This window comes from Enterobacter sp. RHBSTW-00901 (assembly GCF_014103115.1).
Lineage (GTDB): Bacteria > Pseudomonadota > Gammaproteobacteria > Enterobacterales > Enterobacteriaceae > Enterobacter > Enterobacter cloacae_P.
This window is the reverse complement of the sequence record NZ_JABXPB010000001.1, coordinates 446675-469452: the sequence shown is the minus strand read 5'-3', so window position 1 is coordinate 469452 and position 22778 is coordinate 446675. Positions and strand designations below refer to the sequence as shown.

Genomic DNA, 22778 nt, shown 5'->3' with positions numbered 1-22778 from the left:
AACGTCCGTTACCGCGTGGACGCAGAAAATAAAACGTCAGCTTCAGGAGAGCAAAAAGGATGCCAGAATGGAGGAGGCCTGTTTTCAGGGGGAGAAAGAGATAACCTGACGGGAACGACTCAGGATGGCACAGCGTTGCACTTTTATAATGCAGCGCTGTGCCGCAGCGTCACGATGCGGAAACCAGCGTATGGCTGGCAAATTCAAACTGTTCATCTTCCCAGCCAGTAATACCGCCCGTCATGATTTTGACCGGTAATCCCAGACGCGCCAGCTTTAGCGCGGCTCTGTCTGCACCGTTACAGTGTGGCCCTGCGCAGTAAACCACAAACAGCGTGTCGGCAGGCCAGTGTGCCATGCGCTCTGCCGTTATCTGTCTCCAGGGCAAGTGCAGGGCACCGGGTACATGGCGGCGGGCAAATTGTTCCGGGTTACCTACCACGTGCAGCAGAACAAAGTCCTGCTCATGGTTCACCAGAGCATGGTGAACATCGGCACAATCTGTCTCAACACTCAGCCGACACAGAAAATGCGCGACGGCTTCCTGCGGCTCTGCAGCCGGAAATTCAGTAACATAGCTCATGATCCTTCCTCATCTTTGGCATTTGTGTTAACACTACTCTACCCACAAATTCAGCCCATGAATGCGCCCGTGTATGCCAGAAAACAGCAAAAAGATGACAAACTTAAGACAGGTTTCCCGCCCGCTGGTGGTTGTGTTGGCGTATGACGGTTTGTGTACCTTTGAGTTTGGTGTGGCCGTTGAAATCTTTGGCCTGTCGCGCCCTGAACTGGGTGACGCGTGGTATCGTTTTGCCGTGGCAGGCATCGATGCCGGTGAACTTCGGGCGACGGGCGGGATCCGCATCATGACCGATGGCGATATCAGTCTGTTAGCGTCTGCGGATCGGATCATCATTCCGGGCTGGCGGGGTCTGGACTCCCCGGTTCCCGATGCGCTCTGCGACGCATTACGCCAGGCCAGCGCGCGAGGGTGTCAGTTGCTGTCCATCTGCTCAGGTGTCTTTGTGCTGGCCGCTTCCGGCCTGCTTAACGGGCGCAAAGCCACGACACACTGGCGCTATATTGAAGCACTTAAGACCCGGTTCCCGGCCATCAGCGTGGTTGAAGATGTACTTTATCAGGACGAAGGTGACATCCTGACTTCCGCAGGCAGCGCGGCAGGCATAGATTTATGTTTGCATGTTGTGCGGCGGGATTTTGGGATGGAAACCGCCAACAGCGTTGCGCGCCGTCTGGTCATCCCTCCACACCGTGATGGCTCACAGCCGCAGCAACTCAGCCGCCCGGTGGCACAACTACGAGAGAGCCAGCGATTAGGGAAGTTGTTTGATTTTCTGCATAATCATCTGGCCGAATCCCACAGCATCGATTCACTGGCGTGCCGGGTCGGCATGAGCCAGCGCACCTTTCTTCGCCGTTTCCAGGATGCGACAGGAACAACCCCTGCCCGCTGGCTGCTCACTGAACGTCTGCTGCGGGCAAAAGATTACCTGGAAAGTAGCCGTTTAAGTATCGACAGCATTGCGGAACAAACCGGCTTTGGCCAGGCTGCAACCTTACGCCACCATTTCCGCCAGCATTTTGCGCTATCTCCGGCTCAGTATCGCAAGCAGTTTGTACGTTCTGACCAATAACGTTCTGAATACAGGCCAAAAAAAACCGCCACATCGGGCGGTAAATGCTTGCATGGATAGATTTGTATTTTGGTCTCTACGTCCCGACATTCAAGGCCGGGCAGCGGATCGAGAACACCCTACCATCCACAGTTTCAACGAAGAGTAAACAACACCTTAACCCGCCGCTTTGGTATTAATTTGCAGGTAGCGCATCAGCCCCTGTTCCGCACTCTGTTTGGCATTATCATTGATAGCTTCAAGATAGAACGGGCGGGATACCGCATACGGTGCCTGGCTGGCAGAATAAACGGCATACTGGAAGGTTTTTCCCTTCACCTTGTTAACACAACCCAACTCCCTGTGCTGTTCGTTAATTTTGGTGCTATTACAGGCAGTTTTCCCGTAATCGCTGGTTAAATATGACGTTACACGGACTTCAGCGGATTGAATGTAATCCGGTTTATCATTCCAGGCATAGCTCACACACGCTGTTACCCCTACAGCGGCCATCAGAAGCGCGGCTGTGTATATTTTTTTCATTCAATTATGACCTATTCCTTAGCCTGAAAAGTCCATTATATAGGAATTTTCTCGATTATTAAGCGTTATTTCTACACCATAAATGGCAGCTATACGGCTTTGAGTCATTATCCTTGTCACATTCAGATAATGTCCGAATTCCTACTTTTCCCATTTTTTGCCATTTATATCTGACAGTTATTAACTGAGCAGAAAAGACTCAGAATGAATATGTTTCACTTTTATTATGGTTATTATTCCTGCAACAGAAACTGACATTCACTTTGCGCTAATTTGAATATCCGAATCATAACTCTATGAAAATATCATCATGATAGCCGTGCGTTGTCATCAAATGGTGAAATAATGTTTAGAAAAGGGTTAACACTGATCGTGCTGGTCTGCGCACTATTTTCAGGTCAGCTCATGGCGGGGCACAAAGGACATGAATATCTGTGGGTGAAGAATGTTGAACATCAGCTTCGTCATGAAGCCGACAGCGATGAATTACGCAGCGTGGCAGAAGAGTCAGCGGAAGGTTTGCGCGAACACCACCAGTGGCAAAAATCGCGCAAACCAGACACTCACTTTCGCTAATTAGCTGCCTTTACGCTTTGGCAGGGTTTTCATCAGCTCTTCCGGGCTAACGGACGCCACAACGCTGCCGGGTTGTGGCATTTTGAAAATATGGTTCTTCATCTTGCCAATCACATGCATTTCACACGGACGGCAATCAAATTTAAGCGTCAGCACTTCGTCGCCATTGACCAGCTGCATTGGCGTGGCTTTCCAGCTCTTAATATTGCCTTTTGCCTGTTTTGGACACAGGTTAAATGCAAAACGCAGGCAGTGCTTGGTGATCATCACCGGCACATCGCCCTTCTCTTCATGCGCTTCATAAGCCGCATCAATCAGCTGAACACCGTGCCGATGATAAAATTCACGCGCTTTATGGTTATAGACGTTCGCCAGGAAAGATAAGTGCGTGTCAGGGTAAACCGGCGCGGGCACAGCTTCGGCCTTGCGACTGCCACGCGGATAGTTTGCCAGACGCGCATCATCCAGCATCTCTGCCGTTTCACGGCGGAACTGGTTTAACAGGCTGTTAGGGACAAACAGAGCATCCGGCAGAGTGACGTCGATATTGCGCGCGTAATAGAGCGTCTGTCCCAGTTTTGCCACGCCGTCTCTGAGGCTGTTGAGCGCTTTTTCCGCATTGTTCGCCACCTCAAACATGCCGTCGAGGGTATGCGTCACGCTGATGCCGTCTTCGCAGGTCATGGTCAGGATCAGCTGTTCTTCCCAGCCACCCAGCTCGATATCCACCGCAATGCGGCGTTCGCTGGACGTTTTCAGCAGCGCCTGCTGCCAGTTGTGGTCAAGGTTGCGGTTCAGCGCTGCGTTCGGACGTGCTTTGTAGAGATCGGCCGGCATTTCATTCGGCCACACGCGATAGCGATTTTCCCCGGTTTTTTCTACCGTATTGGCGCGGAAACCCACCACTTCACGCTTAATCATCACGTTCAGCCCGTCACCGTTCGCCAGGGGTTCAGTGACCTCAACGTCCAGGTGATCTTTCGCCACTTTCAGCACTTCACCTACCGGCAAACCGATAAACTTCGGTGAATCAAATGCACCGATGTCACCTTTACGGGCATTCACAAAGTAGTCGGTGCTGCCGCGATGGAAAGTCTTGTCCGTCGACGGAATAAAGAAATGCTCGGTGCGACCAGCAGAGGCACGCGCCAGATCACCGCGATCGTCAATGATGGCATCCAGCATCTGGCGATAATGTGCGGTAATGTTCTTCACATAGCTCATGTCTTTGTAACGCCCTTCAATCTTGAAGGAGCGTACGCCTGCGTCTATCAGCGCGCCCAGGTTGGCGGTCTGATCGTTATCCTTCATGGAAAGCAGGTGCTTTTCGAACGCCACAACGCGCCCCTGATCGTCTTTCAGGGTATACGGCAGGCGGCAAGCCTGCGAGCAGTCGCCCCGGTTAGCACTGCGGCCAGTCTGGGCATGGGAAATATTACACTGCCCGGAATAGGCCACGCAGAGCGCACCGTGGATAAAGAACTCAATGGTCGCGTCCGTCGTCTGGTGAATGTCGCGGATCTGGTTCAGGTTCAGCTCACGCGCCAGCACAATCTGAGAAAAACCGGCGTCGGAGAGAAACTTCGCCTTCTCTACCGTGCGGATATCACACTGGGTACTGGCGTGCAGCTCAATCGGCGGGATATCCAGCTCCAGCACGCCCATGTCCTGGACGATCAGGGCATCGACCCCGGCCTGATAGAGATCGGTTATCAGACGTTGTGCAGGCTCCAGTTCATCATCATGAAGAATGGTGTTCAGGGTCACGAACACCTTCGCCCCAAAGCGATGGGCGAACGGTACCAGCTCAGCAATGTCGCTCAGACTGTTGCTGGCGTTATGGCGGGCACCGAAGCCAGGGCCACCGATGTAGACCGCATCCGCGCCGTGAAGGATCGCTTCACGGGCAATGGCGGCGTCGCGGGCCGGGCTTAAAAGTTCAAGATGATGGGATTGCAGGCGCATACTTCGTCGTTATCCGTTATGGTCAAAATGGCGGCTATTGTAGTCAGAAGTATGCGACAGCGAAACAGTTTTGCGTTGCTTCAGCGGGGATAATGAATGAGGGAGTGAAAATGTACCGTCCGGGCGCTGCTGTTGCGGTACGCATGTGGTTTATCGCCGGCGAAACGTACACCTGAATCGGCATAAATTGTGCGCCATACACCCTCGATATTCATCTCCAGCTCGCCACTTATCACCACCACATGTTCAATCACGCCAGCCTCGTGCGGCGTGGACTCGCTCAGGGCACCCGGTGCCAGTGTGATCGAGAAATGATCGAATTTCAGCGTTTCATCCCACGGGAATAAGGGTTTCACCACCATCGCCTGCTGCTGCGGGTCAAAGATGGCCTGCCTGTCCGCCTCCGGCGTAATAAATGCGGAAAACGGGACATTCAACCCGGTGGCAATTTTCCATAGCGTGGATACCGTCGGGCTGGATTCATTGCGCTCAATTTGCCCCAGCATCGCTTTTGAAACGCCCGTCTCTTCCGACAGCTTCGACAGGCTCCAGCCCCTCGCCTGACGCTGTATTTTCAGTGTAGTAGCAAGATGTTGTGTAATTTCCATATTTCCCTCCCGGTGCGGGTCAGTATAGCACTTGTACGTTATAGCGCACAGTGTTATCTTCCGGTGGACGTTATAACGCACAACGGAGTTTTTATGCGCAGTTCGACTTCTCTCTTTCCGGCCGTTCTTGCCGGCTTTGTTGCGGTTCTGGTGGGATATGCCAGTTCTGCCGCCATCATCTGGCAAGCCGCCGTCGCGGCTGGGGCAAATGCCCACCAGGTCGCCGGGTGGATGACCGCGCTTGGGATCGGTATGGGAGTCAGTACGCTGGCACTGTCATGGTGGTATAAAGCGCCAGTCCTCACCGCCTGGTCAACGCCCGGCGCAGCGCTGTTAGCCACCAGCCTGCACGGAGTAACGCTTGCCGAAACCATCGGCGTGTTTATCTTTGCCAATGCGCTCATTCTGCTGTGTGGCGTCACCGGATTATTTGCGCGCCTGATGAAACTCATCCCACATTCACTGGCCGCCGCCATGCTGGCAGGCGTGTTGTTGCGCTTTGGGTTGCAGGCGTTTAGCCATCTTGAAGGACATTTTCTGCTGTGCGGCAGCATGCTGGCGGCATGGATAATTGCCAAAGCGCGTGCACCACGGTATGCCATTGTTGCGACTCTGCTGACAGGCGGGATCGTGGCATGGTCTGGAGGTGACGTTGTCACAAATAATGTGACATTATCTGTTGTGATGCCGCAGTTTATCGCCCCGACATTTACCCTCACCAGTCTGGTGAGCATTGGCTTACCCTTCTTTCTGGTGACGATGGCCTCGCAAAATGCCCCCGGATTCGCCACGATGAAGGCATCTGGCTATCCGCTGGCGGTATCGCCGCTGATGATCTTCACCGGCGGGCTGGCGTTGCTGCTGTCACCCTTTGGCGTCTATTCCATCTGTATTGCGGCCATTACCGCCGCGATTTGCCAGAGTCCGGATGCCCACCCGGATGCCGGAAAACGCTGGCTGGCGGCCATTGCGGCGGGCGTTTTTTACCTGCTGGCGGGTATTTTCGGGGGGTCCATTACCGGGTTGATGGCCGCCCTGCCGCTGAGCTGGATCCAGACGCTGGCTGGGCTGGCGCTGCTGGGCACCATCAGCGGGAGTTTATATCAGGCATTGCATAACGTTACTGAGCGTGACGCGGCGATTGTCACGTTTCTGATGACCGCCAGCGGTGTGACTATCCTGGGTATTGGCTCGGCATTCTGGGGGCTGGTACTCGGTGGGTTGTGCTATGCCGTGTTTTCACACGTTCGCCGTGCGTAATTGCGACGGGGTCATCCCCATCACGCTGCGAAAACGGTTACTGAAGTGGCTTGCAGAGTTAAATCCGCAGGCCAGCGCAATCTCTGTGAGTGGCTTCGCCGTGTGCTGCACCAGCACTTTGGCCTTCTCCATTCGCCGCAGCATCACGTACTGATGCGGTGCTTGCCCCATCGACTGGCGGAACATTCTGGCGAAGTGATATTCGCTCAGCGCAGCCTGATCGGCCAGTTCCGCAAGCGTCAGCGGCTCAGAAAGGTTCTCTTCAATAAACGCGAGCACATTTCGCAGCACAAACGGCGACAGCCCGCCGGTGACTACCGGCAACTTCCACTGCACGCTGGCGTAATTCTGCAACAGGTGGGTCAGTAACAGCGTAGATGCCGTGCTCAGCGTCAGCTGATTGGCCTTTTGCTGCCAGTCACAGCCAAGCAAAAACTGGCGGTAGAGCGCGGTGATTTTCGGGTCGCTGCCGAAGATCTTTTCATCCAGCGTCAACGACACTGGCCGCCGATCCCAGATTTTCTCGCCGACATCGCGCAGGTGCTCATCAGTACAGTAGAGATGGACGAACGACAAATCGTCGCGGATATCCCACGTGGATTCGCTTTCTTTCGGCATCAGACAAAAACGATCCGGGCCACCCCCATTCTTCCAGCCACCCGGCGTTTTTTGATAGCTTTCGTAGCCGTCTGCCACGTACAGGCTGAGCGTGTGATGATCGCTTTTGACCGTTATCGTATCGTGCTTGTTGTACCAGGCCGCCAGCTGAATGCCAGAGTTAAGCGCAACGGTTTCCCGCAGCACTGCATTCTGTTGGCGTAGCGTTTCAAAGGTGTCGTAAGCGCGAGACATAGCCGTTAACAAGTCATTAATCAGAACTCAAGTCTAAGAATTGTTGCTCCCCGTTGCCAGATCTGACGCGATAAAAAAGCGCAAGAATTTGCAAGTCCACCGCAAGCCGGTGAAAGCCACGCAGAGTCAATGTCGCCACACTGAGGGTTTCCGCGGTTTGAGAAGAGAGAAACAATGAACGCAATACTGTATGGGCTGGTGGTGGTTATCTGGGGAACAACCTGGATTGCCATTTTTCTGCAACAGGGCACGGTTGCTGCTCCTGTGTCGATATTCTGGCGCTTCGCCGTGGCCTGCGCCACGATGATGATCGTATTAACCGCCCTTCGCCGTTTACGCAAGCTGTCACTGCGGGATCACCTCTTTTGTGTTGTTCAGGGATGCTGCGTTTTCTGCTTCAATTTCTGGTGCTTTTACACCGCGGCTGCGCACATCAATACCGGGCTGGAGTCGGTGATTTTCTCTATGGCGGTACTCTATAACGCCATCAACAGCTTTATCTTCTTTGGACAACGTCCTCCTGCCCGCTTCTGGACGGCAGCAACGCTGGGTCTGGTGGGGATCATCACGCTCTTCTGGAACGACCTGCTGGCAAGCGGCTGGAGCGCCTCACTGCTTACCGGTATTGGTCTTTCTGCCCTCGGCACCTATGGATTCTCGCTGGGCAACATGATAAGCCTTCGCCACCAGCGAAACGGGCTTGAAACCATGACCACCAACGCCTGGGCAATGCTCTACGGCACACTGGTGATGGGGCTGATTGCACTCTTGCGCGGCGACAACTTTATGCCTGAGTGGAACGTGAGTTACATCGGTGCGCTGCTCTATCTGGCGATCTTTGGCTCGGTGATTGCGTTCGGGGCATACTTTACGCTGGTGGGGCGTATCGGCCCGGGCAAAGCGGCTTACAGCACCCTGCTGTTCCCGCTGGTCGCGCTGTCTATCTCAACGGTTTACGAGGGATACGAGTGGCACATCAATGGAATTATCGGCCTGCTGTTGATTCTTGGCGGGAATATGGTGATGTTCACGAAGCCGGAAACCTGGTTCCGCCGTCTGCGCACGGCGTAAAAAAATGGCCTGCTACATTGCAGGCCATTTTTATTATTTTGCCGTTTTATGCACATCAAACATGGTCGCATCCGTTGCCATGTCATCAACAACCTGTTTCAGCGTCGCAAAGCCCATTGGCGTATTTTCGTTAGCCAGTTCTTTACCCTCACCTTTACGAACGACCTTCATCACAGGCTTGTTGGTCGCTGCATCAATTAACTCACCTTCAAAGTAGAGGTGGGTATCCATCGTGCGGTGGCCGGTTGCCATCTGCGTACCCGCAACAACCAGCGCAACAGGTACGACTTCATAGAACTGCAGGCCTTCTTTCTGTGAACTCACCCCGGTGATTGCCCCACGGAAGATCAGGCTATGTTTGCCCGGCGTTGCCACAATCGGCTTACGTTGACCAATCGCCGTTTTCATTTTGGTATTGGTATATGTCAGCAGCTCATCCAGCGTTTTTTGACCAATCTGTGTTGTCGGTTTTGGTACCGGATAATAGGTAATCGGGTTCCAGACAATACTGTCATAATTCGCTTCCTTATAGGACGGATCAACCCAACGCAATGTTGGTTTACCCGTCGCGGAAGTGGTTTCCTTCAAGCCAGAATAGTCTTTTAAAAAGCCTGAGTATTGTTCGGGGGCTGCTACTTTTGAAGAACAACCCGCCAACGCCAACAGACCAGTAAGCACTGCAACTTTATAAAAAGTTTGAGTACGCATGATGGTATTCCATGTTATCTGCAAGTATGCACTTGAAGTTATAGCAAAAGATGTGTGGGTTTGTTGTGGCAAAAAATGATACTGATAGCACAAATAGCAAAAAGACTGCCCGAACATAAACCCGTTACGCGTTTTTGCGCGCCAGCATGGTGGCAAAACGCAGCTTGATGCGGTTTCCGTTTGCGTCAGTGCGGTGCAGCTCCCCGACTTCCTCGTTATATTTAAGCAACTCCCAGCCAGCATAGTAATTGCTCAATTCTCCGGTTTTAAAGGCAAACGGAAAACCGACGGTGCACGGATAATCCACCGTATCCATTGCAGCCACAATCAGGTTGTAACCGCCCGGTCTGGTGCAACGCTGCATATTGGTGATGAGACCAGGGATGGTTTTCGCTTCCAGGAACATCAGTACCACGGTGGAAAGAATAAAATCGTACTCTCCGTCAAAGCTCAGGCTGTTGAGATCTTTGATCGCCGTCTGCAGGTTTTCGATCCCTTCCGCCGCTTTAATACGCTCGATGGTATCAATGCTCATTGGGTTTTTATCCCACGCCGTCACATCGTAACCGTTGGCGGCAAGCCAGAGACTGTTACGCCCATTACCACACCCGAGATCGAGCGTATTACCCGGCTTAACGATTTTCGCGCTGTACAGCACCTCAGAGTGCGTACGGGTCAGACCATATTTTTCGGTGAAGATATTCTCAGCAACAGTCATTATTTTTCCTCAGATGGCATAAGCAGAGCCTTATCAGTGCGCACCAGAAGTTTGCCCTGCATCAGCAAGATAAATGTACGAACCAACAGCATCACAATGATGACGTTGGTGAAAATAAACAGGGGGAGCGCAATAACGTGGAAGAAACCCGACGGGCTGCTCTGTCCCAGATGTAACCCGGTGGTCGCCAGCGCTGAAACGCCGAACGAGAAGCTCCAGAAAGAGGCGTTAAAGGGCTGGGACAGATACCACGGCATCAGGCGCAGCATAAACAGCAGTTGCAACAGGCCGTAGCCGAACAGCATTTTGGCCAGGGTATCCGCCTCACCGCCGTTGACGCTAAACCAGGCACTACAGGCCACCAGCGCGGGAGCCAGTTGAATACCCAATGAGGTACGTAGCGCCGAAGGTAGCTCCCCGGCGCTGCGCAGGCGTTGTAAAATCACTGGTTCGAGGCTGAGCCAGGAAAAAATCCCCGCCCCCAGGAAGACTAATCCCGCATCATTGAACCCCAGCGCACCACAGGCCATCGCGCTAATAAAGTTGTTCGCGACCGTAGGCAGATATAACCCGGGCGTTGTGGCCTCTTCCGGGTGTTTACCGCGCCATAACCCGGCGCTTTGCCAGGCAGAATATGAGAGCTGAACCACCACCCCTACGCTGAACAATCCCAGCGAGACCGGGCGGAACCAGGGAACAAAACCGATAGCCACCAGCATGGTCGTGGCGGGAAAAAGGCTGACAAAACTGCTCATCACCGGATGACGCATTTCCGCCAGTACGCTGTGCGGAAAACGGATCGCGCGGGTGATAAATGCCACTGTCAGCAAAAACCAGATCCCCACTGCCAGGGCAACCAGACACTCTCCCGGCCAGCGCGTCACCGGCCAGATAGTACTGGCGTAACGCCAGGCGAAGCCCATACCAATGGTTCCCAGCACCATACCAAAGTAGCCCGCGGGTAAGTTAAGGACTTGTTGAGCTTTGTTACTTTTATGCATTTATTTTAAATTTTAAAATGTATTTTAAATGCCATTTTAAGGGGTTTCCGCAGCGGATGCCAGCACTTCGCAAAGCCGAAAGTTTGCTACGTTTAGTTAAGACGCTTATCAGAGATAACATCATGAAAAAGTACCGGCTTAGCGACGAAACCCGCCTCTGGCAATGGCAAAACGGTGAGACAAAACGCTCGACCACCCTGCGACAAATTATCGCCACCGCTGATTTTAACGACATTGTCAGCGGGACAAAAGGCGGCTGGATTGACGATGAGAGCGCCCTCGCACAAGAGGGGCACTGCTGGATCTACGACGAAAACAGCGTGGTGTTTGCCGGAGCCACTGTGTCTGATAATGCCCGTCTTACCCTGCCTTGCGTCGTTAGCCATCACGCCCGTATTGGCGGTAACAGCTGGCTGGATGGCGCTCAGGTCAGTCATGGGGCGCAAATAAGTGACAACGTCACCATTCAGCATTCCAGCGTGCGTGGCGAATGCCATATTTACGGCGATGCCCGCGTGCTTCACAACAGCATGGTTATTGCGGCCAAAGGGCTTACGCCTGACCACGAGCAGATCCTTAAAATCTACGATAAAGCCACCGTGAGCCGATCGCACGTTGTGCATCAGGCGCAAATCTACGGCGAGGCGCTGGTGAATTATGCGTTTATTGAGCACCGCGCCGAAGTGTTCGACAATGCCATTCTCGAGGGCAACGATCTCAATAACGTCTGGGTTTGCGACTGTGCGAAAGTGTATGGCAATGCGCGTCTGATTGCCGGTTTTGGCGAGGATGCCATTCCTACCGTGCGCTACAGCTCTCAGGTGGCGGAGAATGCGGTGGTCGAAGGCAACTGCATCATTAAGCACCATGTGCTGATCGGCGGCCAGGCGTGGTTACGCGGCGGGCCAATCATGCTTGACGACCGGGTTGTCATTCAGGGACGCGCACGGATCAGTGGTGATGTGTTAATTGAGCACCGGGTGGATGTTACCGACGATGTGGTCATTGAGGCTTTTGCGGGCGAAAATATTCACCTGCGCGGTGAAAAAGTGATTAACGGCAATCAGCGGATCACCCGCACGCCGTTACTGGGGGCTTTATAGCGAAGTTGTTGTATGCCGGGTTAGCATAGCGCCACCCGGCAGATTTCCACCCGATTAACGCATAACCCGGTCGTCAACGTAGTGACGTTTATCCGGCGCAGGCGGGAAGTACTGATACAACCAGGTTTCGCTGATAGCCTCCCCCTGGCAGCGCAGGAACAGACGCATATCCACCGGATCTGTTGAATCAGACGTTGGGTACCAGTCAAACAGAATGCGATACCCGTCAAACGGCTCGACGTAGAGGATCTCAATCTGCTTCGCTTCACCACTGGAAAGCGTGATCACCGGTTCAATCCCTTTCGGCGCGGCGGCCTTCAGATCGCCACCGACGAAGTCGATAGCAAAGCGACGGGCCCACACTTTCGGATAGTTTTCACCAGGTGCCCAGCCTTCCGGGAAACCGCCCATACCGGTACGGGTCGCGTAGACATTCGCCAGCGGGGAACGCACAGGTGGCTGCGCGCTCCAGTAAAGACGATATTTGAAGTCCAGCTCATCGCCTGCTTCCACTGGTTTCTCTGGCTGCCAGAAGCACACCACGTTATCCAGCGTTTCACCCGTGGTCGGGATCTCCATCAGGCCAACTGCGCCTTTGCCCCAGTTGTTGCGCGGTTCAACCCACAGGCTTGGGCGTTTGTTATACCAGCCCATGATGTCCTGATAGTGGGAGAAATCACGGTCAAGCTGCAGCAAACCAAACCCTTTCGGATTTTTGTCGACATAGGCATTGAACTGCAGTTTCTGCGGGTTGTTCAGCGGGCGGCAGATCCACTCGCCGTTACCACGCCACATCGCCAGACGGTCGGAGTCATGAATTTGTGGGTGAATGGTGTCGCACATGCGGCGTTCGTTATTACCGCAGCTGAACATACTGGTCATCGGCGCGATGCCCAGCTGTTTGATGTTCTTACGCGCATAGAGATGGTTTTCCACCTCCATGATCACCTGACTCTTCTCACAGTGGATCACGAACTTATAGGCACCGGTGATGCTTGGGCTATCCAGCAGCGTATAGACGGTAAAGGTGGTGTCGCCCGGTTTGACGGTTTCAAACCAGAACGCGGTGAAATCAGGAAACTCTTCCGGCGTATCGGTAAAGGTATCCACCGCCAGACCACGGGCAGAAAGACCGTACTGGTAGGTATCGTCAACCGCGCGGAAATAGCTTGCGCCCAGGAACGAGACAATATCGCGACGCGCCAGCTCAGGCGCTTTAAAGGCGCGAAAACCCGCAAAACCGAGATCGCTTTGCCCTTCCAGCTGTTTGGTATCCACACCCGTGTCACCGTAACTGAACAGTTCCGGTCGGAAGTGGATCTCACGCGCCTGGGACGTGGATTGATCCAGTGAGAACATGCGCACACGGCGGCGGAAACCCATCCCCATATGGAAGAACTGCACGTCAAGCTGACGGCCTTCAATATTATTCCACAGTGACTGCTTTTCATCGTATCGAATGGCGTTGTACGCCTGCGGCGTCATGGTTGCCAGCGTTTCCGGTAGCGGACGCGGTGCACCCCCCCACGGGGTTTTTGCCAGATCATGCGCCATAGATTGCAGTACGGAGAAATCAAAACGATGGCTCTGACCGTCAGCAATATCAGAGTCAGCAGCGTATGCCGCCTGGGAAAACAGAGAAGCAAGGCCAGATGTGCCGCTCAGGGCAGCCATTGCCAGCGAGCCTTTTAAAAAACGTCTGCGATTCATGCCTGGAAAAACGTCCTTATGGTCGTGTGAATGTATTTCGCGAGTGGCGAAACGACGGCAAGAAAGAACGCACAGCCTAAACAAAAACGGTTAAGAATCCAATTGTTGCCAGGTGATTATATGAACAAAGTGAGAAATATTTTCTGTCGACCGGAACAGCACGGAAGTGATGTAAAGCGCGGTATAAAAGAGTCCCGGCTGGACATCAACAGCCGGGACCAAACGAGACGCTTATTTTACGCTGACATCGATACCCGGGAAGTACTTATCAGCGAGTCTGGCGATCGTGCCGTCGGCACGCACTTTATCGATTGCGGCATTAAGTTGCTTTTGGGTAGCCTCATCCCCCTTACGCAACCCAAAGCCGATACCGCTGCCCAGGATCGTGTCGTCAGACACCGGTTTGCCGATAAAACCAAACCCTTTACCCTGCGGCTTGCTGAGGAAACCTGCCTGCCCGGCAGCTGACATCACCAGCGAGGCATCAATGCGGCCATTCAGCAAATCTCCCCACGCCATGTTCTGATCTTTGTAAGACACTACGGTGACACCGTGTTTTTCCCAGTGCTCTTTAGCATAGGTTTCCTGAATCGAGCCCTGCAGCACGCCGATGGTTTTGCCTTTCAGCCCTTCAGGCGTTGCCTCAACCGCCGTGCCGGCCTTGCCGACGAGCTGGGAAGGGATACGGTAGATAGGCTGGGTAAAATCAATGCTCTTGCGCCGCTGTTCGGTGATGTTCATCGCCGAGTTAATAGCATCAAATTTCTTCGCCGCCAGTCCCGGGATCAACGCATCAAATGATGTTTCAACCCAGCTACATTTCAGCGCGGCTGCGTTGCAAATCGCCTTGCCCAGCTCAACGTCAAACCCTTCCAGCTCACCGGAGGCATTACGGCTCTCAAACGGTGGATATTCCGCTTCCAGCCCGTAACGCAGCTCAGTGGCGGCGAACGACGAAAACGTACACAGCAATCCCATGCCGACAACTAACGCGCGTAATTTCATCAACAACTCCTTCGAGCCTAATGGGATAGGCACTTAGCGTGGTTTAACCCGACACAGGGCCTGGGCACCTGCCCGTAACGTCGCCTCATCTTTCGCAAAAGAGAGACGGATCAATTTATTATCTGTGCCGTCAGCATAAAACGCCGACAGCGGGATCGTGGCAACACCGTATTCAGTAATCAGCCGTTTCACCATGTCGCTGTCACTCTCCTCGCTGAAATGGCTGTAATCCGCCAGCAGGAAGAATGAACCGGCACTCGGCAGCAGCCTGAACGGTGAATCACTCAACAAATTTTGCAGCAGGTCGCGCTTACGCTGATAAAACGCCGCCAGCGACAGCCAGGTTTGCGGATCGGTCATATGTTCGGCAAACGCGTGCTGCATGGGGGTATCGGCAGAAAACATCAGAAATTGATGGACCTTGCAGATTTCGTCCATCAGTACCGCTGGCGCAACACAATACCCTACGCGCCAGCCAGTGACGTGATAGGTTTTTCCGAAAGATGAGATAATGACGCTCCGCTCCGCCAGTTGCGGGTGCGTGGCCATCCCGTGGTGCGGTTCACCGTCAAACACCACATGTTCATACACTTCGTCAGACAAAATAATGATATCGGTATTACGGGTCACCGCCGCCAGCTGTTGCAGGTCATGCGCTGAAAACACCTGGCCACTCGGGTTATGCGGCGTGTTGATGATGATCATGCGCGTTCGCGGGGTGATTGCTGCCCGGACTTCATCCCAGTTAACGGCAAAGTCTGGTACGGTCAGCTTGATGGCAACCGGTGTGGCCCCCTGCAGGCGCACAATTGGCGCATAGCTGTCAAATGACGGCTCGAAGTAAATCACCTCATCACCCGGATGCACCAGTCCGCTGATTGCCGAGTAAAGCCCTTCACTGGCGCTGGCCGTGACCAGCACCTCGCTGCCCGGGTCATACTGTGTGCCGTAAAGGGTGGCGATTTTTTCCGCGATACGCTCCTTCAATGGCTGCAGGCCGGTCATCGCCGCGTACTGGTTATGCCCGGCTTCCATCGCACGGGTCACGCCGGCTATCAGTTTCGGGTCGCAGGAAAAATTCGGCGCACCCTGAGAAAGGTTGATGGCGTTATGTCGGGCAGAGAGCTGACCGATAACGGTAAAAATGGTGGTACCAACGTCAGGCAGTTTGGAACGGGCTTGCACCGGGGTTTTCAAAGTCATCATCTGTCCCTTCTCGTGGATATTGCATAACTATTCAAACAATAAGTGCGTTGTCGGGACAATCGAATTGTTGTCATAATAGCCATGAGAAAAATGCATAACTGAGGTGTTCTATGTCGCGCCGTTCATTCCCGCTCAATGCGGTTGACGCGTTTTTGAAAACCGCGCGTCACCTTAATCTCACCCATGCTGCCAGAGAGCTTTGCCTGACTCAGGGAGCCGTGAGCCGCAAAATTGCCGCCCTTGAAGCGTGGTTTGGTTTTCCCTTATTTGAGCGTCATTCACGCGGTCTGCGCCTCTCCCCGCAAGGCAGTGCCCTGCTTCCGGAGCTGCAATCCGCTTTTGAGCATCTGCTTACCGTGGCCCTGCAGGCCCGTGCCCAGCAAACCGTGATCCGTCTGAAAGCGCCTACCTGTGCCATGCGCTGGCTGGTACCCCGTCTGCTGGAGGTCGAGCGCGAGCAGCCTGATCTGCAAATCGCCTTAACCACGACCACCGATCACAACGTCAATTTCAAAACCGAATCCTACGACGCGGCCATTGTTTTCGGCACCCACATGAGTGCGGGCGATCTGCTGTTTGAAGAGGCCTTAACCCCGGTACTCAGCCCGTTGCGGGCGGGGGCGGCGCTGGAGTCACTGACGTTTCTCCACCCGACAAGGGATAAGACTGACTGGTCATTGTGGCTGGCGAAACAGACGCATCCGACATTTGTCATGCACAAAAATCAACACTTCGATACGATGGATCTCGCCATTACTGCTGCCATTCAGGGGCTGGGCATTGCCATCGCCGACGAGACACTGGTGGAAGAAGATGTCCGCGCCGGAAGGCTGGCGCGGCCTTTTGAGACGAGCATTAAAACCGGTGCGAGCTATCGGCTGGTGTTACGCGAATCGCCAGGCCCCGAACATGGCCTGGCGGCGTTTCGTTCCTGCCTGCTCAGTCGAGGCTGACGTGGTGCTTCATCACTCGCTTAAAGAGACTCATGCGGGCGCGCATAAAGCGGTTCTCAAGCCTGAAACCTGCATGTTTATTCACGCCAATACGTAGCAACACATCGCGGCCTTTGCGGCAGGCGGGCCAGTGCGTCGGCCCCGGGAGGATGTCACGGCTACTGTGGGCGTCACGTGCAAAGCTTACCCAGTAGTCGGCTACGTTTGCAGAAAACTGTAGATCGCGGGCGTTGACATACTGGCGGGAAGGTTCTATCTGTCCCAGCGTGTCAAAAACATAAGGCACTTCGTTACCGTGCCAGGCACCGTTGACATAAGTCGCATGTTCCGCTTCCGCCACATAATCAAACCAGTAGCGCCAGCACGGCGCGCCGATGCGTTGCTGAGCCTGCATCACCACATATCCCATCGTGGTGAAAGCCATATCACGACACACCTGCCTGCCCAGCTCCTCATCCCCCTTCACACCCGGATAGAGCAGCTTAATCAACCCCAGGCCAAAACGTCGTTCACGGCGAAGCTTCTGAATTTGCCCGGCAAGATCGATGCCAAATACCGCCATCACGCTGGCCTCATCGCTGTTAGAGCCAATCATGACCGGAACCGGATGCTGGCGGGCAGCAAAGAACATATCGAGCATCGCTTCCGGCAGGACACAATCTCCCACCACCGGCGCAGGGGCAATGTTCAGCGGAGCCGTCAGAGACCAGAACGCCTCTGGCGGAATGGCGCGCAACTGCTCCGCGCTGGCGTTTTCAAGGCCAAAATGTGTGGCCAGCGCTTCCCCTTTTTGCATTGCCTGCTCGCGCGGCGTGTCCGGTAACGTGTACCCGCTTTGCACAATCGCTTTATGGAATGCCCCCTCCGCCAGAGGAGATGCCAGCAGTGACAACACACTGCGCGCACCGGCTGATTCGCCAAACAGCGTGATGTTGTTCGGATCGCCGCCAAACGCGGCAATATTGTCCCGCACCCAGCCCAGCGCCGCAATCTGGTCGAGCAACGCGAAATTATGCACCACGCGATCTTCTTCTCCCTCCAGCGCAGGATGGGCGAAAAAGCCGAGATGCCCGAGACGGTAATTGAGGGTCACAACAACCACGCCACGTTCTGCCAGCGCTTTGCCGTTATACGGTGGAAGTCCACCCGCGCCGATGGTAAACCCGCCGCCGTGCAGCCAGACCATCACCGGAAGCGGAGCCTGGTGCGTGGCCGGCGACCAGACGTTGAGGTAAAGACAATCTTCAGAAAATTGACCGGGATCGCCGCCGCCAAGTTCCTGGCAATACTCACTGCTTTGCCAGCTTGAGGCAGAAAACGTCGTCGCCTGCCGCACACCGTCCCAGCGTTCGGGCGGTTGCGGGGAACGCCAGCGCCACTGACCAACAGGCGGTGCAGCATAGGGTATGCCGCACCAGACGTGAACATTGTCATCGGTAAAACCCGTCAGAGCGCCCTGCAGCGTTTCAGCCACGGGGGCGGAGGAATTTTTCATAACCACCTTCTTTTTCCATCACACCCCAGCAGAGTAACGATTTCAGAGTAAACCGCAACGCTGTTTGCTGCGTGTTTCCGCCTCCTGGTAAAGGGTAAACTCGTCATAGACCGGGCTTCCCAGCGCCGCTTCAAAAGCCTCGCGGCTGGCATTACCATGGCTTCGCGCCTGAGTTTCATTGCCGAGGTTCGACTGAAAAATCCCTGCTGCACTGACCGGCAGAAAATCTTCGTAGGTGATCGGCTGTGCGACCACCCACCCGCGCTCAATCAGTGGCTGCGGATCGTCACCCGGACGAAACGCATGGCGATGCGCTTCCCCTGCGGGTGTCAGGCGATAGCGGAAATACGCCAGCTCCTGACGGCGCATTAACATTTCGCTGTCCGGGAAAGCGCTAAAGATATCCTGCAAATGCAGCTGGTGCGTCAGGTTGTCTTTGCCCGTCCCGGCCTGCCCGAGCAAACTATCGTACAGTTCGCGGCCTTTCGGCGTGAGTGCGACGCCGCGCTGCTCAATTTCACCAAACCGGGCGGTATGGGTGCCTTTATGTTCCCCGGCAAAGAACACCGGTTCCTCCAGCGCTTTAAAGCTGGTCTGGCGTAGCAAAACTGGCACCTCTCGACGCGGCGGCCCTTCAATCAAAATTTTTGGCTCAATACCGTACTTCGGCATCAGCTCCTGCACCCGGTCGATATCCAGCGTGCGCGGTGTGAGATGGTTGATGTGGCAACCGGGGAAACAGACCACGTCGGCAATCAGGCGGTGTTCATTATGCAGTGCCAGGTAGGTTTCCTGATCGACCGTCGCATGGCGGTGCCAGCGGAAGGTTTCCAGTGCTTCCTGAACAAACTCACGCGCCTGTGCGTCGGTGAACTGCCCGGTTGATTCATGCAGTTCAATAAGTTCCAGACAGCGTGGCGTGAAGATGTATCGCCGTGAGAGGATCTCCGCCGCCCGTTCGCGCAGGGCGACATTTTCAATCAACTCAAGACGTAGCAGCGATGTGAAAATACGAAATGGATTACGGCAAAGTGCTGCATCCTCCACCGGCCGGAACGCCGTCGAGTGGACGGGAACCCCTGCCTGGGAGAGGTCGTAATAGCTGACCGGGTACATGCCCATAATGGCAAACATGCGACGTAATGTTGAAAGTTCAAGCGCAGTACCGACACGGATCGCACCGTGGCGCTCAACATTCAGACGCGCCAGTTCATCTGAGTTCGCCAGTTGTTCATGTAAGAGCGGGTTATTTTCCAGAACCGCCAGGTTTACGTCCGCAACCAGTTCAAGCAATGTGCCGTACTGCGGAACTTCCTGCTGGTACATCGCCGACATAGCCTGCGAAAAGTGTTCCCGAATATCATCAGCCGTGATGGTGTTCGCCATGATGTCATGCCTCCAGTGAATATTACCTGGAGTGTAGAGAAGCCCGTTCTTTCTGGCGGGAAGAATTTACGATTTGTGATCTGGACAGGCGAGTGGTTAAAGCCTGCTCTTTCCGGAACAAACTCAGAACCCTGGCTCATGAGGGAAAATTGCGCGGCGCGAAAAACAGCTTGTAACTCAAACAGATCAAATGTTAAAAATATTTTGCTATCAGGTTATCAAAATTAAACAACTTAACTTGTCACCCGCACCGCTCTGTTTTTAACATCGCCTATGGAAAAAAATGGTCTGTTCAGTCAGCGCATACGCTTGCGCCATTTGCATACATTTGTGGCCGTCGCTCAACAGGGAACGCTGGGGCGAGCGGCTGAAACTCTTAACCTTAGCCAGCCCGCCCTCTCAAAAACGCTAAACGAGCTGGAACAACTCACCGGAACCCGGCTTTTCGATCGTGGTCGCCTGGGCGCACAACTTACGCTTGTGGGGGAACAATTCCTGACGCACGCCGTCAAGGTTCTGGATGCTCTCAACACCGCAGGTCAGGCGTTGAACCGTAAAGAGGAGCACGCCAGCGAGATTGTGCGCGTTGGCGCTCTGCCTACGGCTGCGCTGGGGATTTTGCCTGCCGTTATTGGTCAGTTCCACAAGCAGCAAAAGCATACGACGATCCAGGTCGCGACCATGAATAACACCATGCTGCTCGCGGGGCTGAAATCCGGCGAGCTGGATCTCGGCATTGGGCGCATGTCCGATCCTGAACTGATGGGGGGGCTTAATTACGAACTGCTGTTCCTGGAATCACTGAAGCTGGTCGTGCGTCCCAACCACCCGTTGCTGCAGGACACCGTCACCTTAAGCCGCGTCATGGAGTGGCCTGTAGTGGTGTCACCAAAAGGTACAGTTCCGCGCCAGAACGCCGAGGCGTTATTAGAGATGCAGGGCTGCAAGCTACCTTCAGGTTGTATTGAAACGCTGTCGGCCTCTCTTTCACGCCAGCTCACCGTAGATTTTGACTACGTCTGGTTCGTGCCTTCCGGCGCGGTAAAAGACGATTTACGCCGGGGTACACTAACAGCACTGCCGGTCACATCGCCGGGGGCGGGTGAACCTATTGGGATCCTCACCCGGGTAGATGCCCCACTCTCATCAGGCGCACAAACGCTGCTCAGCGCGATCCGTAAATCAATGCCAGCCTGATGGCCCCTGTTAAGCGGACTGCATAAAAAAAGGGATCAGATGATCCCTTTTTTTGTCGGTTACCACACTCAGAACGTTTCCCAGTTATCCCCGTTATCCGCGACCGTTGGACGTAACGCCGCAGGTTTTACGGCCACAGAGGTCTGAGGTTGTCCACGCCCCTGTGTTTTACCACTCAACCGAAACGCTCCGACGGCCTCAGTCAGACGCGCACCCTGCTCTTCGAGCGATGCCGCGGCTGCAGAGGCTTCTTCCACCAGCGAGGCGTTCTGCTGGGTGACTTTATCCATCTCCGAAATCGCCTGGCTCACCTGCACAATACCCCGGCTCTGTTCGTCAGACGCAGCGGCAATCTCCAGCATAATATCGGTGACGCGTTTAACCGCCTCGACAATTTCATTCATGGTGTTGCCCGCAGCCACCACCTCGCCGGAACCCTGGTCAATCAGTGACACGGATTCGTTGATCAGACTTTCAATCTCTTTTGCTGCATTCGCACTGCGACTTGCCAGAGTACGCACCTCACTCGCCACCACCGCAAAACCACGGCCTTGCTCACCCGCTCGTGCGGCTTCTACCGCGGCGTTGAGTGCCAGGATATTAGTCTGGAACGCAATGCTGTTAATGACTGCGGTAATTTCAGAGATTTTCTTCGAACTGGTGGAAATGTTACCCATTGTTTTCACCACGCCGGAAACCATCTGACCACCGCGGCTGGCTTTGCCAGAGGCATCTTCCGCCAGCTTGCTTGCATGATGTGCGTTATCGGCGTTTTGCTTCACGGTTGCCGTCAGCTGTTCCATGCTGGCTGCCGTCTGTTCAATGGCGGCGGCCTGCTGCTCGGTGCGTGAAGAGAGGTCGGTGTTACCGGCAGAAATCTCGCTGGTGCCGCGGTAGATCTCTTCCGCTCCCTGACGCACGGTGCCTACCGTGGTCACCAGAGAGCGCTGCATGATTTGCAGATCGCGCGTCAGACGCCCGATTTCGCTACGCCCTGCCACATCCTCCGACATGGTCAGATCGCCTTTAGCGATATTCTCAATGCGCGTTGCAGCACGTTGCAGCGGGTTGATCACCGTGCGGCGCAGTACGATGAAGGTCATGACCGTCAGCACCAGTGCCAGCCCGAACGCACCGATCATAAACATCAGCCCCAGTTGTGTTCGGGTATGTGCCTCTGCTGTCAATGCGTTGGCACGATCGGTACGGATTTTAATCGCCTTCAACAACACGTCGTTATAGGCGTCATCCAGCGGACGCGCAATGTCATTTTCGTGGTTAATGATGGCTTCAAACATGCCGTTTTTGGCAAATTTGAGCATCGGCTGAAGGCCGGCGATATACGCGTCATAATGCGCTTTTATGTCAGTATCCAGCGCTTCGTCGGCAGGTGTGCGCACAGCGCGATTCATGTACGCGTTAAATCCCTCCTGCGACTGCTTAATACGCGTTTCTGCTTCACTGATGTTTTGCTTCATCGCCTCCATTTCAGCGATACGGCTTGCCGCACCTGCATGGATCATGTTGATACGCGCGGTTCGCAGGTGGTTAGAGCTGTTTGATAAACCCAGACGAACCTGAATTTCTGATGTGACATCCTGCTGATCGGTATCCGCTTTCAACAGGAAATAGCCCGCCAGGCCTGAGCTCAAGGCAAACAGAAGAATGATGCCACCGAGAATGGAGGAAAACAGCGGAACCAGCCTGATGTGATGCAAGAAGCTCAGCTTTTGCTGCGCCTGCATCGAAGTTGTGTTGTCCATGACCGTCGACTCTCTTGTAGG

21 protein-coding genes are annotated in these 22778 nt (G+C 54.4%); 7 read left to right on the top strand and 14 right to left on the bottom strand.

Annotation, left to right across the window (positions count from 1 at the left end):
* Nucleotides 1–169: 169 nt before the first annotated feature.
* Entirely contained in the window at nt 170–583 is a 414-nt protein-coding gene (locus HV318_RS02420; protein WP_182271386.1) for a rhodanese-like domain-containing protein, read from the bottom strand.
* A 73-nt stretch (nt 584–656) separates the two neighbouring features.
* On the opposite strand from HV318_RS02420, the gene ftrA reads away from it, so the two are divergent.
* On the top strand, nt 657–1658 hold the full coding sequence (gene ftrA, locus HV318_RS02415) for a transcriptional regulator FtrA (protein ID WP_182271385.1): 1002 nt from the start codon (nt 657–659) through the stop codon (nt 1656–1658).
* Between the two features lie 156 nt (nt 1659–1814).
* Here ftrA and HV318_RS02410 read toward each other — a convergent pair whose 3' ends face one another.
* Nucleotides 1815–2180, bottom strand: a complete 366-nt coding sequence (locus HV318_RS02410; RefSeq protein WP_182271384.1) for a hypothetical protein — start codon at nt 2178–2180, stop codon at nt 1815–1817.
* A gap of 345 nt (nt 2181–2525) precedes the next feature.
* Between HV318_RS02410 and HV318_RS02405 the strand changes: the two genes are divergently transcribed.
* Nucleotides 2526–2756 (top strand): DUF2554 family protein, encoded by a 231-nt coding sequence (locus tag HV318_RS02405; RefSeq protein ID WP_182271383.1) that lies wholly within the window; start codon nt 2526–2528, stop codon nt 2754–2756.
* Here the strand turns inward: HV318_RS02405 and HV318_RS02400 are convergent, their stop codons facing one another.
* Both HV318_RS02400 and HV318_RS02395 read right to left on the bottom strand, forming a co-directional pair.
* Nucleotides 2757–4721 (bottom strand): peptidase U32 family protein, encoded by a 1965-nt coding sequence (locus HV318_RS02400; protein WP_182271382.1) that lies wholly within the window; start codon nt 4719–4721, stop codon nt 2757–2759.
* An 80-nt stretch (nt 4722–4801) separates the two neighbouring features.
* Nucleotides 4802–5329, bottom strand: a complete 528-nt coding sequence (locus HV318_RS02395; RefSeq protein ID WP_182271381.1) for a helix-turn-helix domain-containing protein — start codon at nt 5327–5329, stop codon at nt 4802–4804.
* 93 nt (nt 5330–5422) lie between these two features.
* Here HV318_RS02395 and HV318_RS02390 point away from each other — a divergent pair, with 93 nt between their 5' ends.
* The gene (locus tag HV318_RS02390) at nt 5423–6589 is read left to right on the top strand and encodes a benzoate/H(+) symporter BenE family transporter (protein WP_182271380.1); all 1167 of its coding nucleotides are present in this window, start codon (nt 5423–5425) and stop codon (nt 6587–6589) included.
* Here HV318_RS02390 and HV318_RS02385 read toward each other — a convergent pair.
* A complete protein-coding gene (locus HV318_RS02385; protein ID WP_182271379.1) occupies nt 6569–7441 on the bottom strand; it encodes an AraC family transcriptional regulator in 873 nt (290 codons plus the stop codon). The two genes, HV318_RS02390 and HV318_RS02385, sit on opposite strands and share 21 nt — an antisense overlap.
* A 174-nt stretch (nt 7442–7615) precedes the next feature.
* Between HV318_RS02385 and HV318_RS02380 the strand changes: the two genes are divergently transcribed.
* The gene (locus tag HV318_RS02380; protein ID WP_182271378.1) at nt 7616–8512 is read left to right on the top strand and encodes a DMT family transporter; all 897 of its coding nucleotides are present in this window, start codon (nt 7616–7618) and stop codon (nt 8510–8512) included.
* A gap of 33 nt (nt 8513–8545) precedes the next feature.
* On the opposite strand, the gene HV318_RS02375 is transcribed toward HV318_RS02380, so the two are convergent.
* From HV318_RS02375 to tehA, 3 genes are all read right to left on the bottom strand, one after another.
* Nucleotides 8546–9220 (bottom strand): DUF3313 domain-containing protein, encoded by a 675-nt coding sequence (locus tag HV318_RS02375; RefSeq protein ID WP_182271377.1) that lies wholly within the window; start codon nt 9218–9220, stop codon nt 8546–8548.
* 124 nt (nt 9221–9344) lie between these two features.
* Nucleotides 9345–9938: a tellurite resistance methyltransferase TehB gene (tehB, locus tag HV318_RS02370; RefSeq protein WP_182271376.1), complete on the bottom strand. Its 594-nt coding sequence runs from the start codon at nt 9936–9938 to the stop codon at nt 9345–9347.
* Entirely contained in the window at nt 9938–10939 is a 1002-nt protein-coding gene (gene tehA, locus HV318_RS02365) for a dicarboxylate transporter/tellurite-resistance protein TehA (protein ID WP_182271375.1), read from the bottom strand. The genes tehB and tehA overlap by 1 nt, the downstream gene beginning before the upstream one ends.
* A gap of 122 nt (nt 10940–11061) precedes the next feature.
* On the opposite strand from tehA, the gene ydcK reads away from it, so the two are divergent.
* Entirely contained in the window at nt 11062–12042 is a 981-nt protein-coding gene (ydcK, locus tag HV318_RS02360) for a YdcK family protein (protein ID WP_182271374.1), read from the top strand.
* A gap of 54 nt (nt 12043–12096) precedes the next feature.
* On the opposite strand, the gene HV318_RS02355 is transcribed toward ydcK, so the two are convergent.
* The 3 genes from HV318_RS02355 to HV318_RS02345 all read right to left on the bottom strand — a co-directional run bounded on the left by HV318_RS02355 (nt 12097) and on the right by HV318_RS02345 (nt 15960).
* Nucleotides 12097–13752: a glucan biosynthesis protein D gene (locus HV318_RS02355; RefSeq protein ID WP_182271373.1), complete on the bottom strand. Its 1656-nt coding sequence runs from the start codon at nt 13750–13752 to the stop codon at nt 12097–12099.
* Nucleotides 13753–13983: 231 nt separating this feature from the next.
* On the bottom strand, nt 13984–14757 hold the full coding sequence (locus tag HV318_RS02350) for a transporter substrate-binding domain-containing protein (RefSeq protein ID WP_182271372.1): 774 nt from the start codon (nt 14755–14757) through the stop codon (nt 13984–13986).
* A gap of 33 nt (nt 14758–14790) precedes the next feature.
* Nucleotides 14791–15960 carry a pyridoxal phosphate-dependent aminotransferase gene (locus tag HV318_RS02345; protein ID WP_182274510.1) on the bottom strand — a complete coding sequence of 390 codons (1170 nt, stop codon included), beginning with the start codon at nt 15958–15960 and terminating at the stop codon, nt 14791–14793.
* 113 nt (nt 15961–16073) lie between these two features.
* On the opposite strand from HV318_RS02345, the gene HV318_RS02340 reads away from it, so the two are divergent.
* Nucleotides 16074–16916 carry a LysR family transcriptional regulator gene (locus HV318_RS02340; protein ID WP_182271371.1) on the top strand — a complete coding sequence of 281 codons (843 nt, stop codon included), beginning with the start codon at nt 16074–16076 and terminating at the stop codon, nt 16914–16916.
* On the opposite strand, the gene HV318_RS02335 is transcribed toward HV318_RS02340, so the two are convergent.
* Nucleotides 16903–18411 (bottom strand): carboxylesterase/lipase family protein, encoded by a 1509-nt coding sequence (locus HV318_RS02335; RefSeq protein WP_182271370.1) that lies wholly within the window; start codon nt 18409–18411, stop codon nt 16903–16905. The two genes, HV318_RS02340 and HV318_RS02335, sit on opposite strands and share 14 nt — an antisense overlap.
* A 42-nt stretch (nt 18412–18453) precedes the next feature.
* Nucleotides 18454–19797 carry a 2-oxoadipate dioxygenase/decarboxylase HglS gene (gene hglS / locus HV318_RS02330; RefSeq protein ID WP_182271369.1) on the bottom strand — a complete coding sequence of 448 codons (1344 nt, stop codon included), beginning with the start codon at nt 19795–19797 and terminating at the stop codon, nt 18454–18456.
* 273 nt (nt 19798–20070) lie between these two features.
* Between hglS and HV318_RS02325 the strand changes: the two genes are divergently transcribed.
* Nucleotides 20071–20994 (top strand): LysR substrate-binding domain-containing protein, encoded by a 924-nt coding sequence (locus tag HV318_RS02325; RefSeq protein WP_182271368.1) that lies wholly within the window; start codon nt 20071–20073, stop codon nt 20992–20994.
* 68 nt (nt 20995–21062) lie between these two features.
* Here HV318_RS02325 and HV318_RS02320 read toward each other — a convergent pair whose 3' ends face one another.
* A complete protein-coding gene (locus HV318_RS02320) occupies nt 21063–22757 on the bottom strand; it encodes a methyl-accepting chemotaxis protein (protein WP_182271367.1) in 1695 nt (564 codons plus the stop codon).
* Nucleotides 22758–22778: the final 21 nt, after the last annotated feature.